Raw genomic sequence first — 13130 nt, 5'->3', positions numbered from 1 at the left:
AATCGTGGACGGACGGACCCGCAGGCGCGAGGACACCCGGCAGCGCCTGTTCGAGGCGGCGGTGGAGCTCATCGCCGAGCAGGGCTTCTCGGCGACCACGGTCGACGACATCGCGCTGCGGGCCAAGGTCGCCAAGGGCACCGTCTACTACAACTTCGCCTCCAAGACGGCTCTCTTCGAGGAGCTGCTGCGGCACGGGATCGGCCTGCTCACCGACGAGTTCCGGGCGGCGGTCGCCGGCCTGCCACCCCGGGAGGCGGTCGACGCTCTGATCCGGGCCCAGCTGGAGTACATCCGCCGGTACCGGGCCTTCGCCCAGCTGCTGCTCTCGGAGATGTGGCGCACCAACCGGGAGTGGCAGCAGACGCTGGTGCTGCTGCGGGAGCAGGCGATCGGCGTGATCGCCGAGACCGTCCAGGCCGGGGTCGACTCCGGGGATCTGCCCGGGGACCTGGACGTGCGGGTGGCCTCGTCGGCGCTGTTCGGGGTGGGCCTGGTCGTGGCGGTCGACTGGCTGGTGTTCCAGCCGGAACGGTCCATCGAGGACGTCGAGCAGTCCCTGCTGTCGATCGTCCGCCGGGTCGCCTGAGCGACCCGGCGGCACAGGCCGAGGCGTCAGCCGACCGTGGAGCGGCTGCGCCAGGCGGTCGCGAAGGACGTCCGCCCGTTGGTGCGCAGCAGCGAACCCTCGTAGACGCGGGCGCCGACGGCGAGGAACACCACCGTGGAGACCGCCAGCACGAGCAGAGACACCACCGGCTCCCAGCCCGCCGCGTCCCCGGTGAACAACCGCACCGGCATCGCGATCGGCGCGGAGAACGGGATGTAGGACAGCGCCGTCATCGCCGCGGCGTTCTCCCGCAGGAACAGCACCGCGAAGAACGGGCCCATGACCGCGAGCTGCAAGGGTGCCGAGGCGCCGTTGATGTCCTCCTGCCGCGCCGCGAGGGCACCCACCCCGGCCCACAGTGTGGCCAGCATGACGAAGCCGATCAGGAAGAACGGCAGGAACCAGGCGATCGTCGGCCCGACCAGGGCGGTCACGTCCGCGTCCACCCCGGCGATCTGCATCCCGACCAGCGCGACCACCGCGATCAGGGCGATCTGCCCGAACGCCAGCAACGTCATCGCCGCCACCTTGCCGGCCAGCAGCGCCCGTACCGGCACGCTGGCCACGAGGATCTCGACGATCCGGGTCTGCTTCTCCTCGGTCACGCTCATCGCGATCTGCAGCCCGAAGGTGAACGAGGTCATGAAGAACAGGAAGGCCAGGGCGAACGGCACGACGAAGGCCAGGAACGGGTCGGTGGCATCCGGGTCGAGCAACCGCACCGGCGGCGCGGTGCTGAGCGCCTCGACCACCTCGCCCGGCGCTTCCTCCAGGGCGAGCACGGTCGGGCCGGCGACCACGGCCGCCTCCACGTCGCCGTCGCGCACGAGCCGTTCCGCCTCGGCGTCGGTGGTGACCGTACGCACCTCCAGGCCGGCCCGCTGCAGCGCCGTGGCCACCGTACGGTCGGTCGTGGCGACCTTGGCCGGGCCGCCGTCGAGCAGCCCCGGCAGCACGGTGCTGGCGATGGCGATCAGCAGGAAGAAGGCCGTACTGATCAGGAAGGTCTTGTCCCGGAGCTTGACCCGGATCTCGCGGGCGGCGACGAGCCGGGCGGCGGCAAGGGTCGTCACTGGTTCACCTCTCGGAAGATCTCGGCGAGCGACGGCGTGACGGGACCGAAGGAACGGACCGGGCCCCGGGCCAGCGCGGCGCGCAGCACCTCCTGGTCGTCGGCGCCGGGGGCGAGGTCGAAGACCGCGCGGGCGCCGTCCAGGTCGATCAGCGTCACTCCCGGGTGGTCGCGCAGCCAGCCGGCGTCGGTGTCGACCTCGACGGCGAAGCGGGGGAGCGCATAGCCGGCCCGCAGCTCGGCCCGGCTGCCCGAGGCCCGGATCCGGCCGCCCGCGATGATCACCAGGTCGTCGCAGAGCCGCTCGACCACGTCGAGCTGGTGGCTGGAGAAGAGCACCGGGGCGCCCGCGGCCGCCCGCTCCCGCAGCACGCCGACGACCACGTCGACGGCCAGCGGGTCGAGCCCGGAGAACGGCTCGTCCAGCACCAGCACCTCGGGGTCGTGCACCAGCGCGGCGGCGATCTGCACCCGCTGCTGGTTGCCGAGCGACAGCTTCTCCACCTGCTCGCCGGCGCGGTCGCTCAGCCCGAGGCGCTCCAGCAGGGCGGCGGTGTTGCGGCGGGCCGCCTCGGCGCTCAGTCCGTGCAGCCGGCCCAGATAGACGATCTGGTCACTGATGGTCATCTTGGGATAGAGGCCGCGTTCCTCCGGCATGTAGCCGAAGCGGTGCCGCAGCTCCCGGGTGAGCGGGACGCCCTGCCAGGTCACCTCGCCGGCGTCCGGCGCGAGCACGCCGAGCATGATCCGCATCGTCGTGGTCTTGCCGGCGCCGTTCGCGCCGACGAAGCCGGTCATCCGCCCGGCCTCCACGGTGAACGAGACGTCCTCGAGCACCCGCCGGTCCCCGAAGCTGCGACTGACGGCCTCGACTTTCAGCACGTTGGTCATGGTGACCACGCTAGGGCGCTTCCGCCGCCCGCGAGTCAGGCCCGAGGATGATCACCGGGGTCCTCCGCCAGGAGGACCCCGGCTCAGCCGGAGCCGGGCCGCACCACGCCCAGCTCGTACGCGAGCACGACCGCCTGCGTCCGGTCCCGAGCCCCGATCTTCATGAGCACCCGGCTCACGTGCGTCTTGACGGTGGTCTCGCCCAGCCGCAGCCGCCCGGCGATCTCGGCGTTGGTGGCCCCACCGGCCATCAGCACCAGCACCTCGTGCTCACGCGGGGTCAGCTCGGCCAGCCGGGTCCCGGCGCCGGGCTGCCGCAGGGCCGGGTTGGCGAAGGTCTCGATGACCCGGCGGGTGATCGCGGGCGCCAGCAACGCGTCCCCGGCCGCCAGCACCCGGATCGCCTCGGTCAGCGCCTCCGGGGTGCCGTTCTTGAGCAGGAAGCCGCTGGCCCCGGCCTGGAGTGCGGCGAACAGGTAGTCGTCGCGGTCGAAGGTGGTGAGGATCAGCACCGACGGGCCGTCGTGGGCGGTGACCCGCCGGGTGGCCTCCAGCCCGTCCATGCCGGGCATCTCGACGTCCATCAGGATCACGTCGGGTCGCAGCCGGCCGGCCAGGGCGACCGCCTGGATGCCGTCGGCGGCCTCACCGACCACCTCGATGTCGTCCTCGCTCTCCAGGATGGCCCGGAAGCCGGTCCGCACCAGCTGGTGGTCGTCGGCCAGCAGCACCCGGATCATCGCTGCTCCCCGGCGGTGGTCAGGGCCCGGGACAGGGGCAGCCGCGCGCGGACGCGGTAGCCGCCGCCGGTGCGCGGTCCGTTCTCCAGCACGCCGTCGTGCACCGCGACCCGTTCCCGCATGCCGATCAGGCCGAGCCCGCCGGCCGGAGCGGGGACGGCGCCGCGGCCGTCGTCGGCCACGTCGACCTCCAGCTCGCCGGCCAGGTACCGGATCCGGATGTCCAACGTGGACGCGTGGGCGTGCTTCAGGGTGTTCGTCACGGCCTCCTGGATGATCCGGTACGCCGCCTGCGACACGGAACCGGGCAGCGGCACCGGGTCGCCGTACACATTGCAGGTCGCGGTGAGGCCCGCCTCCCGGGCGCGGGCCACCAGCTCGTCGACCCGTTCCAGGGTGGCCTCGGCCGGCGGCTGCTCGCCGGCGCCGCCGGTGTCGCGCAGCGCGCCCAGCATCCGCCGCAGCTCGTCCACGGCGGTCCGGGCGCTGTCCTCGACGGCCGTCAGGGCCGTACGGGCCCGCTCGGGATCCTTGTCCAGCATCCGGCGGCAGGCCGAGGCCTGGATACCCATCACCGACACGTGGTGGGCGACCACGTCGTGCAGCTCCCGGGCGATCCGGACCCGCTCGCCGATGACCGCCCGCTCACCGGCCACCGCCTGCGCCGCCCGCAGCTCGGTCGTCCGCCGTTCGAGCTGCCACTGCCGCCGGGCCGCCTCGCCCAGGGCGTACGCGAAGCCGAAGAACGCCACGTTGATGATGGCGCTGTTGAGCAGGGCCGCCAGCAGCGGCGGCAGCTCGCCGGAGGCGCCGGGCGGTCCGTCCGCGAAGACCTCGTCATGGGCCAGCAACCAGGCGACGGCCAGCCAGCTGAACATCGCGGCGATGATCATCAGGCGCAGCCGGCGGCTCCGGCGCCGGTTGCGGCCCCAGGCGCCGAGGGTGTAGATCGCGACGAAGAGGGCCCCGGAGGCCAGCTGCTGCTCCTGCGAACCGCGGACCTGAGCCGCGATGAAGAAGATCGCGACCAGCACCGCGACGACATCCGGATGGCTGCGTCGCCAGATCAGCGGCAGCGTCACCGCCAGCGACCAGCCGAGCTGCTCGGCCACCGAGGGTGCCGAGCCGGAGGCGAACAGACCGACACTGCGGGCCAGGAAGACGTTGAGCACCGCGACCGTGGCGATGGCCAGGGCGATGCCGAGGTCGATGCGGCGCTGGCGGGGTGTCGGTCCGGGCCGCGGCCCGTCGTCGACGGTCGGGGACGTCATCCACCGACGATCGCACGGCTGCCGGGTCGGGGCTCCGGGCGGGTACGGCGGACCGTGGCAGCCACGATCGACGTGCCGACCAGCCAGCTCACCGCCACCACCAGCGCCGCCCGTTCGAGAGTGGCGCTCACCGGCCCGCGCCCGGACAGCAGCATGGTCAGCCCGAGGACGGCACCGAGCGGCACGATGATCGCGACAGCGGCGGTGGACAGGCGGCGCAGCACCGGCCCGAAGGGTGCCGACAGGGCCACCAGCGCCATGGCCCCGGCCAGCAGCACCATGCCGATGACACTGGCCGCGGTGTGGCTGACGTCGGCCACGGTCGTCGGCTCGTACGGCGGGAGCGGGCAGCCGCTGGTGCACGGCACCACGCCCGACGTGCCGGCCAGCAGCGCCGCGATGCCGAGCAATGTCGCCACCGGCCGCGAGTCGCGTCCCAAAACCCGGCCCAGCAGCGCCACCCCCACGGCCAGCCCGACGAGCCCGCAGCGGTACGCGACAGCCAGCGGCATGCCGGTCGTGCCGGCCTCGCTGACGTAGCCCTCGGTCCAGGGGCCCGGCGCGGCGACCAGCCCGGCGAGCATGGTGAGCGCGCCCACCAGGACTGCCACGCCGGCCAGGGCGGCGACCCGGTCGTGGCGGTACCCGAGCGCAACCATGATCTCCACCGTAGCCCGGCCGCGCGCCCGGACTGATCCAATGGTGGGTGTGGGAGAGCGGCGCACGATCGTGGTCACCGGTGGTAGCTCGGGCATCGGGCTGGCCGCGGCGGCCGCGTTCGCCCGCGGTGGCGACGAGGTGGTGCTGCTGGGCCGCGATCCGGGCCGGCTGCGGCACGCGGTCGAGGTGGTGCGGGAGGCCGGCGGGCGCACGCCGGCGGCGTACCGGGCCGACTTCGCGGTGCTGGACGAGGTGCGCTCGGCCGGGGCCGCGTTGGCGGCGACCCACGAACGGGTCGACGTGCTGGTCAACAACGCCGGGCAGCTCGCGCCGGCCCGGCGGCTGACCGCCGACGGGTTCGACCCGTGCGCCCAGATCAACCACTTCGGCGGTTTCCTGCTCGCCCACCTGCTGCTGGACCGGCTGCGGGCGGCGGCGCCCGCGCGGATCGTCACGACCGGCTCCGCGGCCGAGGCGTGGGGCACGCTGGACGTGCGGCGTCCCGGGCGGCGTCAGCTGAGCCGGTGGACCGCGTACGGCGCCAGCAAACAGGCCAACCTGCTCTTCACGATCGAGGCGGCCCGCCGCTGGGGTCCGTACGGGATCGTGCCGACCTGTTTCTTCCCCGGCCTGATCCGCAGCCGCTTCGGCCGGCAGAGTCCGCTCTTCTCCCTCGGCAAGCTGGTGTTCCGTAGCCCGGAGCAGGGCGCGGACACGCTGCTGTGGCTGGCCGACGATCCGGCCGCCGCGGTGCCGGGCGGCTACTTCGCGTGGCGCCGGCCGTTCGGCGCCACCGGGCGTTCCGTCGATCCGGCCCGGGCGCGGCAGCTCTGGGAGGCCAGCCTGACCGCCGTCTACGGCGAGGAGGGGGAGCGGTCGCCGCGCGGTGAGCCGTAGTAGTGCGTGGTCGCGATGTCCGGCCGGGTCGGGGTGGGCAGGTCCGCATCGTCGTCGGCGGTCAGCGTGCCGCCCAGCTCGACGATGCGCCGGTGCGCCGCCGCGAGCCGGTCCTCCAGCGTCACGATCCGGCAGGCCGCGCTGAGCAGCATGCCCTCGTCCAGCAGCTGCCGGACCCGGACCGCGAGCTGCAACTGGTGCCGCGAGTAGCGGCGGTGCCCGCCCAGCGAGCGTTCCGGCTCGATCAGGCCGGCGGTGCCCAGGCTGCGCAGGAAGGCCGGCGTCACGCCGATCATGTCGGCGGCCCGGCCCATGGTGTACGCCGGGAAGTCGGCGTCGTCGAACGCGGTGCTCATGGTGCCTTCCGTGCTGGCCTGGACTGTGCGGGGCTGGACACAGTCCAAGGCCCCGGCGGGTTACCGGGGCCCTGGCTGTTCAATTCTGTGGCCGACCGTCGTCGGCGAGGCTCATCTGCTTGCGTGCCGCTAGCGGATGGCCTGTGTGATGGGCATCGGCTGCGATCACCTCTTGTCGGGTCGGGGACTTAGCGAGTTCGCGTTGCTGCGGTATCTCGTCCTCCTTACCAACTCAGAGTCATTGCCAGTTGCGTGCCGGCTGTGCGTGGCCGACCTCTGTGATGTTATGCCTGCCACAGGCAGATTTCTAGTCTCGCCGCTGTAGATTTTTAGGGCGAAAGGGGCGGCGGCACGGGACGGGCGCGTGGCACAGCGCGATGCTGCGTCGAGAGAGAGGTGACCACGCCCCGCGCCGCCGCGGGTGGGGAGCCGGAGGCAGCCCCGGGTCTTCCGCGAAGCCTGCCGAGGGCTCGCGCGCCGAGTGGCGTCGTCAGGGAAGTTGCCCTGACATGTCTACGAGTGTGCGGGTTGCTTCCGGCGCCCGGCAACGCAATTAACGCCGTTCATTGACGGGCGTAACACCGGGGCGAGATCATCACCGAACAGCGGTGGCCCAGGTCACATCTGCCCCTCGGATCCAGGGAGTCGTTATGAGCGTTGAGCCTCCCAGCACCGACGAAGAACGCCTCGCCCAGCTCGGCTACCAGCAAGAACTACACCGCCGACTGTCCGGCTTCTCGAACTTCGCGGTCTCCTTCTCGATCATCTCCATCCTGGCCGGCGCGATCACCTCGTACGGGATCGCCATGAACGCCGGTGGCCCGCTGGCCATCACGCTCGGCTGGCTCTTCGTCGGCATCATGGTCACCTTCGTGGCGCTGGCGATGGCCGAGGTCTGCTCGGCCTATCCGACCGCCGGTGCCCTCTACTGGTGGGCCGCCGCGCTCGCCAAACGCAACAAGGCCGCGTGGGCCTGGTTCATCGGCTGGTTCAACTTCCTCGGTGAGGTGGCCGTCACCGCGGCGATCGACTTCGGCGCGGCCATCACCACGTCGGCGTTCCTCAGCCTGACCTTCGACATGGAGGTCACCAAGGGCCGTACGTTCCTGATCTTCCTGATCCTGATCGTCGCGCACGGCCTGCTCAACACCTTCGGGGTCAGCCTGGTCCGGCTGCTCTCCGACGTCAGCGCCTGGTGGCACCTGGTCGGCGTCGCGGTGATCGTGGTGGTCCTGGCCGTCGTACCGGACCAGCACAAGCCGATCTCCGAGGTGTTCTTCGAGGTCAGGAACGAGACGGGCTTCACCTTCCAGGGTGCTGCGATCTATGCGGTGCTGATCGGTCTGCTGATGGCGCAGTACACGTACACCGGTTATGACGCCTCGGCCCACGTGGCCGAGGAGACCCACGATGCCGCCCGGGCCGCGCCGCGCGGCATCGTGCTCTCGGTCGTGGTCTCGGTCATCGCCGGCTTCATCCTGCTGGTGGCGATCACCTGGTCGATCCAGGACTACGACGCGCAACGGACCACCGAGCTGGCGCTGCCGCCCGCGCAGATCTTCATCGACGCGGTCGGGCACAACCTGGGCACGTTCCTGCTGTTCATCTGCGTGGTCGCCCAGTTCTTCTGCGGCATGGCGTCGGTGACGGCCAACTCCCGGATGTCCTACGCCTTCGCCCGGGACGGCGCGCTGCCCGGCTCCCGGCTGTGGAAGAAGGTCAACCCCCGCACAGGTACGCCGACCAACTCCATCTGGCTCTGCGTCACCCTGTCCACCCTGCTGGTACTGCCGTCGCTGTGGAACACCACCGCGTACGCGGCCGCGACCTCGATCGCCGTCATCGGGCTCTACATCGCCTACGTCGGCCCGGTGCTGTTGCGCCGGCTCAACCCGGACTTCCAGCCAGGGCCGTGGAATCTCGGCCGGTGGAGTGCGGCGGTCGGCTGGATCGCGATCGTCTGGGTGGTGCTCATCTGCGTGCTGTTCGTGCTGCCGGTGGCCGGTCCGATCTCCGCGGCGAACTTCAACTACACGATCGTCGCTGTCGTGGTGGTCGTCGGCGGCGCCACCCTGTGGTGGTTCGCCAGCGCCCGCAAGTGGTTCACCGGGCCGAAGCAGAATCTGATCGAGAAAGCCGCGCACGGAGAGCAGACGATGCCGGCCGGGGAGTGATCTGCTAGATACGGGGCCGGGCACCCGCCCGGCCCCCACACCCTCCGAAGGGAACCGGATGGACCTCGAAGACCTCGACGTCGCCGTCGCGAACGGCAGCATCGACACCGTCCTGCTGGCGCTGACCGACATGCAGGGACGGCTCCAGGGCAAACGGCTGCACGGCCGGTTCTTCATGGACGAGGTCGCCTCCGGGGCGAGCGAGGGCTGCAACTATCTGCTCGCGGTCGACGTCGACATGAACACCGTCGACGGGTACGAGATGTCGTCGTGGAACAGCGGCTACGGCGACTTCGTCATGCGTCCCGACTTCAGCACGCTGCGGCCCGTACCGTGGTTGCCCGGCACGGCCATGGTCCTCGCCGACCTGGAGACCACCGAGGGCGGACCGGTCTACGCCTCGCCCCGGCAGATCCTGCGCCGCCAGCTCGACCGGCTCGCCGGGCACGGCCTGACCGCGTTCGCCGGCACCGAGCTGGAGTTCGTGCTCTACAAGGACACCTACGAGCAGGCGTTCAGCAAGAGCTACCGGGACCTGACCCCGGCGAACCAGTACAACGTGGACTATTCGCTGCTGGGCACCGCCCGGGTCGAGCCGCTGCTGCGCCGCATCCGCAACGAGATGTACGGCGCCGGCTTGGTCCCGGAGAGCGCCAAGGGCGAGTGCAACCTCGGCCAGCACGAGATCGCCTTCCGCTACGCCGACGCGTTGACCTGCGCCGACAACCACGTGATCTACAAGAACGGGGCCAAGGAGATCGCCGCTCAGGAGGGCCTGGCGCTGACCTTCATGGCCAAGCCGAACGAGCGCGAGGGCAACTCCTGCCACATCCACTTCTCGCTGCGCGGCGAGGACGGCCGGTCGGCGATGCTCGGCGACGGCCCGGCCCACCTGAGCGTGACCGGGCAGCGGGTGCTGGCCGGCCTGCTCGCCACCATGCGCGAGTTCAGCCTGCTCTTCGCGCCGAACATCAACTCCTACAAGCGCTACCAGCCCGGCTCGTTCGCGCCGACCGCCCTGCGCTGGGGCGTCGACAACCGCACCTGCTCGCTGCGGATGGCGGGGCACGGCCAGGGCATGCGCGTGGAGAACAGGGTGCCGGGCGGGGACGTGAACCCGTACCTGGCCATCGCGGCGCTGATCGCGGGCGCGCTGCACGGGCTGGAGAACGAGCTGGAGCTGGAGGACGAGTTCCGGGGCAACGCGTACGAGGACGCCACCGCCCCGCGGGTGCCCGGGCATCTGCGTGACGCGGTGGAGTTGTGGGAGCTCAGTCCGGTGGCGGCGGAGGCATTCGGGCCCGAGGTGGTCGCCCACTACGCCAACATGGGCAAGATTGAGCTGGCCGCCTTCGACGCCGCGGTCACCGACTGGGAGCTTAAGCGAGGGTTCGAACGCCTGTGACAGATGTAATCAACCCCGCTACGGGGACTGTGCTCACCTCCGTACCGTCGCTTGGTCTGGCCGAGACCGACGCCGCGATCGAGCGGGCCCACCAGGCTTTTGGATCTTGGCGCGAGGTGGCGCCCGGGGACCGGGCGCGGCTGCTGCGGCGCTTCGCCGCGCTCGTCGACGACCACCTCGAGGAGCTCGCGGCGCTGGAGGTCGGCAACGCCGGGCACACGATCGGCAACGCCCGCTGGGAGGCGGGCAACGTCCGGGACGTCCTCAACTACTACGCGGGGGCGCCGGAGCGCCTGTCCGGCCGGCAGATCCCGGTGGCCGGCGGGCTCGACGTGACGTTCCACGAGCCGCTCGGCGTGGTCGGCATCATCGTGCCGTGGAACTTCCCGATGCCGATCGCCGGCTGGGGCTTCGCCCCGGCCCTCGCGGCCGGCAACACGGTCGTGCTCAAGCCGGCCGAGCTCACCCCGCTGACCGCCATCCGGCTCGGTGAGCTGGCGCTGGAGGCCGGCCTGCCGGAGGGGGTGTTCACCGTGCTGCCGGGCAAGGGCAGCGTGGTCGGGCAGCGCTTCGTCACCCATCCGGCGGTCCGCAAGGTCTGCTTCACCGGCTCCACCGGGGTCGGGAAGTCGATCATGGCGGGCTGCGCCGACCAGGTGAAACGGGTGACCCTCGAGCTCGGCGGCAAGAGCGCCAACATCGTCTTCGCCGACGCCGACCTGGAACGCGCCGCCGCGGCGGCCCCCGGCGGGGTCTTCGACAACGCCGGCCAGGACTGCTGCTCCCGATCCCGGCTGCTGGTCCAGGAGTCGGTGTACGACCGGTTCCTCGCCCTGCTGGAACCGGCGGTCAAGGCGTTCCGGGTCCAGGACCCGGCCCTGGAGACCGCCGAGATGGGCCCGCTGATCTCCGCCGGGCACCGGGACAAGGTGGCGTCGTACACCGCGGACGCCGACGTCGCGTTCGCCGGTGAGGCACCCGCCGGTGACGGCTGGTGGTTCCCGCCGACCGTGCTGCTCGCCCACTCGACCGGCGACCCGCACTGGCGCGAGGAGGTCTTCGGGCCGGTCCTGTCGGTACTGCCCTTCCGCGACGAGGAGGAAGCGGTCCGGCTGGCCAACGACACCGAGTACGGCCTCTCCGGCTCGATCTGGACCCGCGACCTGGGCCGGGCGCTGCGGGTCTCGCGCGGGGTCGAGACCGGCAACCTGAGTGTCAACTCGCACTCGTCGGTGCGCTACTGGACGCCGTTCGGCGGGATGAAGCAGTCCGGCCTGGGCCGGGAGCTCGGTCCCGACGCGCTGCTGTCGTTCACCGACGTCAAGAACGTGTTCATCTCGACGGAAGCCTGAGAGGTCAGCTGTGGAGCGTTTGCAGGATCGGGTCGCCGTCATCACCGGTGCCGGCAGCGGTATCGGGCTGGCCACCGCCCGGCGGTTCGCGGCCGAGGGGGCCAAGGTCGTCTGCGTCGACATCTCGACGGATGCGGGCAAGGCTGCCGCCGACGAGGTCGGGGGCGAGTTCGTCGCTTGTGACGTCACCGACGAGGAGGCGGTCAAGGCGCTGTTCGACGGGGTGGCCGAGCGGTACGGCCGGGTCGACATCGCGTTCAACAACGCCGGGATCTCGCCCCCCGACGACGACTCGATCCTGGTCACCGGCCTGGACGCCTGGGAACGGGTGCTGCGGGTGAACACCACCAGCGTGTTCTTCTGCTGCAAGTACGCGATCCCGCACATGCAGCGCCAGGGCAAGGGGTCGATCATCAACACCGCGTCGTTCGTGGCGCTGCTGGGCGCGGCGACCTCGCAGATCGCGTACACCGCGAGCAAGGGCGGGGTGCTGGCGATGACCCGCGAGCTGGGCGTGCAGTTCGCCCGCGAGGGCATCCGGATCAACGCCCTGTGCCCCGGACCGGTCGCGACGCCGCTGCTCATGGACCTTTTCGCCAAGGATCCGGAGCGGGCCGCGCGCCGGCTGGTGCACGTCCCGATGGGCCGCTTCGCCGAGCCGGCCGAGATCGCCGCCGCGGTCGCGTTCCTGGCCAGCGACGACGCGTCGTTCATGACCGCGTCCCAGTTCGTCGTCGACGGTGGCATCACCGGTGCGTATGTAACTCCGCTGTAGCGGTTTAGCACCGCTGTGCAGCGGAGAGAAGACAAGTACGTCCAGTTCACGCCGGACGCAGGGGTCGAATCTCCGCCCGCGCACGCTGCGATCGCTGCACGGGTGGTTCGAAGGGCCCGGGCGCGGCGCCGACTCAGTGAGTCGGCGCCGCTCACTAATTCGCGGCGCTCGTCCGGTACGGCGAGCGGATCACCCACTCGGTCGACGTCATCCGAACAGGACGTGGATACCGTGGTCAAGATGCGACCCGTCATCGGCATCACCACCTATGTGGAGCCCGCCACCTGGGGTGTCTGGCACAACCTGCCCACCACGCTGGTGCCGCACGACTACGTCGCCGCGGTCACCGGGGCCGGTGGCCGGGCCGTGCTGCTGCCGCCCGACGATCTCGACACCGACGTGCTGCGCATCCTGGACGGGCTGGTGCTCAGCGGCGGCGCCGACCTCGGCCCGGAGCTGTACGGCGCCGAGCCCGCCCCGCAGACGGTCACCCGGCCCGAGCGCGACGCCGCCGAGATGCTGCTCGCCCGCACGGCCCTCACCCGGGACCTGCCGGTGCTCGGGGTCTGCCGGGGCATGCAGCTGCTCACCGTCGCCGCCGGCGGCACCCTGCACCAGCACCTGCCCGAGGTGCTCGGGCACGACCGGCACCGCCCGGCCCCCGGCGTCTACGGCGAGCACGAGGCCGGCTTCACCCCCGGCAGCCGGATCGCCGGCCTGATGGGCGAGGACACCCGGGTGCACTGCTTCCACCACCAGGGCGTCGACGACCCGGGCACGCTGACGGTCACGGGCCGGGCCGAGGACGGGACCGTCGAGGCGGTCGAGGACCCGGCGCACCGGTTCGTGCTGGGCGTGCAGTGGCACCCCGAGGTGACCAGGGACAAACGGCTGTTCGGGGCGCTGGTCGCGGCGGCGGCCTAAGAC

Annotated in this window: 13 protein-coding genes; 7 read left to right on the top strand and 6 right to left on the bottom strand. The window is 71.5% G+C overall.

The genetic code is table 11. The features are described 5' to 3' along the window. Nucleotide 1: 1 nt before the first annotated feature. A complete protein-coding gene (locus tag ACQP2Y_RS39555) occupies nucleotides 2–589 on the top strand; it encodes a TetR/AcrR family transcriptional regulator (RefSeq protein WP_433732238.1) in 588 nt (195 codons plus the stop codon). A 26-nt stretch (nucleotides 590–615) separates the two neighbouring features. On the opposite strand, the gene ACQP2Y_RS39550 is transcribed toward ACQP2Y_RS39555, so the two are convergent. The 5 genes from ACQP2Y_RS39550 to ACQP2Y_RS39530 all read right to left on the bottom strand — a co-directional run bounded on the left by ACQP2Y_RS39550 (nucleotide 616) and on the right by ACQP2Y_RS39530 (nucleotide 5243). Next, complete coding sequence (locus ACQP2Y_RS39550) at nucleotides 616–1683, bottom strand: ABC transporter permease (protein ID WP_433721477.1); 1068 nt, start codon at nucleotides 1681–1683, stop codon at nucleotides 616–618. Beyond that, complete coding sequence (locus tag ACQP2Y_RS39545; RefSeq protein ID WP_433721476.1) at nucleotides 1680–2573, bottom strand: ABC transporter ATP-binding protein; 894 nt, start codon at nucleotides 2571–2573, stop codon at nucleotides 1680–1682. The genes ACQP2Y_RS39550 and ACQP2Y_RS39545 overlap by 4 nt, the downstream gene beginning before the upstream one ends. 83 nt (nucleotides 2574–2656) lie before the next feature. Continuing rightward, entirely contained in the window at nucleotides 2657–3313 is a 657-nt protein-coding gene (locus ACQP2Y_RS39540) for a response regulator (RefSeq protein ID WP_433721475.1), read from the bottom strand. Further along, on the bottom strand, nucleotides 3310–4584 hold the full coding sequence (locus ACQP2Y_RS39535; protein ID WP_433721474.1) for a sensor histidine kinase: 1275 nt from the start codon (nucleotides 4582–4584) through the stop codon (nucleotides 3310–3312). Before ACQP2Y_RS39535 ends, ACQP2Y_RS39540 begins: the two co-directional genes overlap by 4 nt. Further along, entirely contained in the window at nucleotides 4581–5243 is a 663-nt protein-coding gene (locus ACQP2Y_RS39530) for a DUF998 domain-containing protein (RefSeq protein WP_433721473.1), read from the bottom strand. The genes ACQP2Y_RS39535 and ACQP2Y_RS39530 overlap by 4 nt, the downstream gene beginning before the upstream one ends. 67 nt (nucleotides 5244–5310) lie before the next feature. Between ACQP2Y_RS39530 and ACQP2Y_RS39525 the strand changes: the two genes are divergently transcribed. Then, nucleotides 5311–6141 carry an SDR family NAD(P)-dependent oxidoreductase gene (locus ACQP2Y_RS39525; protein ID WP_433732236.1) on the top strand — a complete coding sequence of 277 codons (831 nt, stop codon included), beginning with the start codon at nucleotides 5311–5313 and terminating at the stop codon, nucleotides 6139–6141. Here the strand turns inward: ACQP2Y_RS39525 and ACQP2Y_RS39520 are convergent. After that, nucleotides 6099–6497: a MerR family transcriptional regulator gene (locus tag ACQP2Y_RS39520; RefSeq protein WP_433721472.1), complete on the bottom strand. Its 399-nt coding sequence runs from the start codon at nucleotides 6495–6497 to the stop codon at nucleotides 6099–6101. The two genes, ACQP2Y_RS39525 and ACQP2Y_RS39520, sit on opposite strands and share 43 nt — an antisense overlap. A 650-nt stretch (nucleotides 6498–7147) precedes the next feature. On the opposite strand from ACQP2Y_RS39520, the gene ACQP2Y_RS39515 reads away from it, so the two are divergent. From ACQP2Y_RS39515 to ACQP2Y_RS39495, 5 genes are all read left to right on the top strand, one after another. Next, a complete protein-coding gene (locus ACQP2Y_RS39515) occupies nucleotides 7148–8671 on the top strand; it encodes an amino acid permease (RefSeq protein WP_433721471.1) in 1524 nt (507 codons plus the stop codon). 58 nt (nucleotides 8672–8729) lie between these two features. Next, nucleotides 8730–10076, top strand: coding sequence for a glutamine synthetase family protein (locus ACQP2Y_RS39510; protein WP_433721470.1), 1347 nt, complete (start codon nucleotides 8730–8732; stop codon nucleotides 10074–10076). After that, nucleotides 10073–11428 carry an aldehyde dehydrogenase family protein gene (locus tag ACQP2Y_RS39505; protein ID WP_433721469.1) on the top strand — a complete coding sequence of 452 codons (1356 nt, stop codon included), beginning with the start codon at nucleotides 10073–10075 and terminating at the stop codon, nucleotides 11426–11428. Before ACQP2Y_RS39510 ends, ACQP2Y_RS39505 begins: the two co-directional genes overlap by 4 nt. Before the next feature lie 10 nt (nucleotides 11429–11438). Continuing rightward, nucleotides 11439–12203, top strand: a complete 765-nt coding sequence (locus tag ACQP2Y_RS39500; RefSeq protein WP_360549836.1) for a 3-oxoacyl-ACP reductase — start codon at nucleotides 11439–11441, stop codon at nucleotides 12201–12203. A gap of 240 nt (nucleotides 12204–12443) precedes the next feature. Then, nucleotides 12444–13127 (top strand): gamma-glutamyl-gamma-aminobutyrate hydrolase family protein, encoded by a 684-nt coding sequence (locus tag ACQP2Y_RS39495; RefSeq protein WP_433721468.1) that lies wholly within the window; start codon nucleotides 12444–12446, stop codon nucleotides 13125–13127. Nucleotides 13128–13130 lie beyond the last annotated feature (3 nt).

This window comes from Actinoplanes sp. CA-051413, assembly GCF_050955795.1.
Lineage (GTDB): Bacteria > Actinomycetota > Actinomycetes > Mycobacteriales > Micromonosporaceae > Actinoplanes.
The sequence above is the reverse complement of the archived record's forward strand: the minus strand, read 5'-3'. Positions and strand labels throughout refer to the sequence as shown.

Excerpts from the sequence above, each read along its gene's own strand:
- ACQP2Y_RS39540 (WP_433721475.1), bottom strand. The coding sequence starts at position 3,313 with ATGATCCGGGTGCTGCTGGCCGACGACCACCAGCTGGTGCGGACCGGC.
- ACQP2Y_RS39495 (WP_433721468.1), top strand. The coding sequence starts at position 12,444 with ATGCGACCCGTCATCGGCATCACCACCTATGTGGAGCCCGCCACCTGG.
- ACQP2Y_RS39530 (WP_433721473.1), bottom strand. The coding sequence starts at position 5,243 with ATGGTTGCGCTCGGGTACCGCCACGACCGGGTCGCCGCCCTGGCCGGC.
- ACQP2Y_RS39510 (WP_433721470.1), top strand. The coding sequence starts at position 8,730 with ATGGACCTCGAAGACCTCGACGTCGCCGTCGCGAACGGCAGCATCGAC.
- ACQP2Y_RS39545 (WP_433721476.1), bottom strand. The coding sequence starts at position 2,573 with ATGACCAACGTGCTGAAAGTCGAGGCCGTCAGTCGCAGCTTCGGGGAC.
- ACQP2Y_RS39535 (WP_433721474.1), bottom strand. The coding sequence starts at position 4,584 with ATGACGTCCCCGACCGTCGACGACGGGCCGCGGCCCGGACCGACACCC.
- ACQP2Y_RS39515 (WP_433721471.1), top strand. The coding sequence starts at position 7,148 with ATGAGCGTTGAGCCTCCCAGCACCGACGAAGAACGCCTCGCCCAGCTC.
- ACQP2Y_RS39520 (WP_433721472.1), bottom strand. The coding sequence starts at position 6,497 with ATGAGCACCGCGTTCGACGACGCCGACTTCCCGGCGTACACCATGGGC.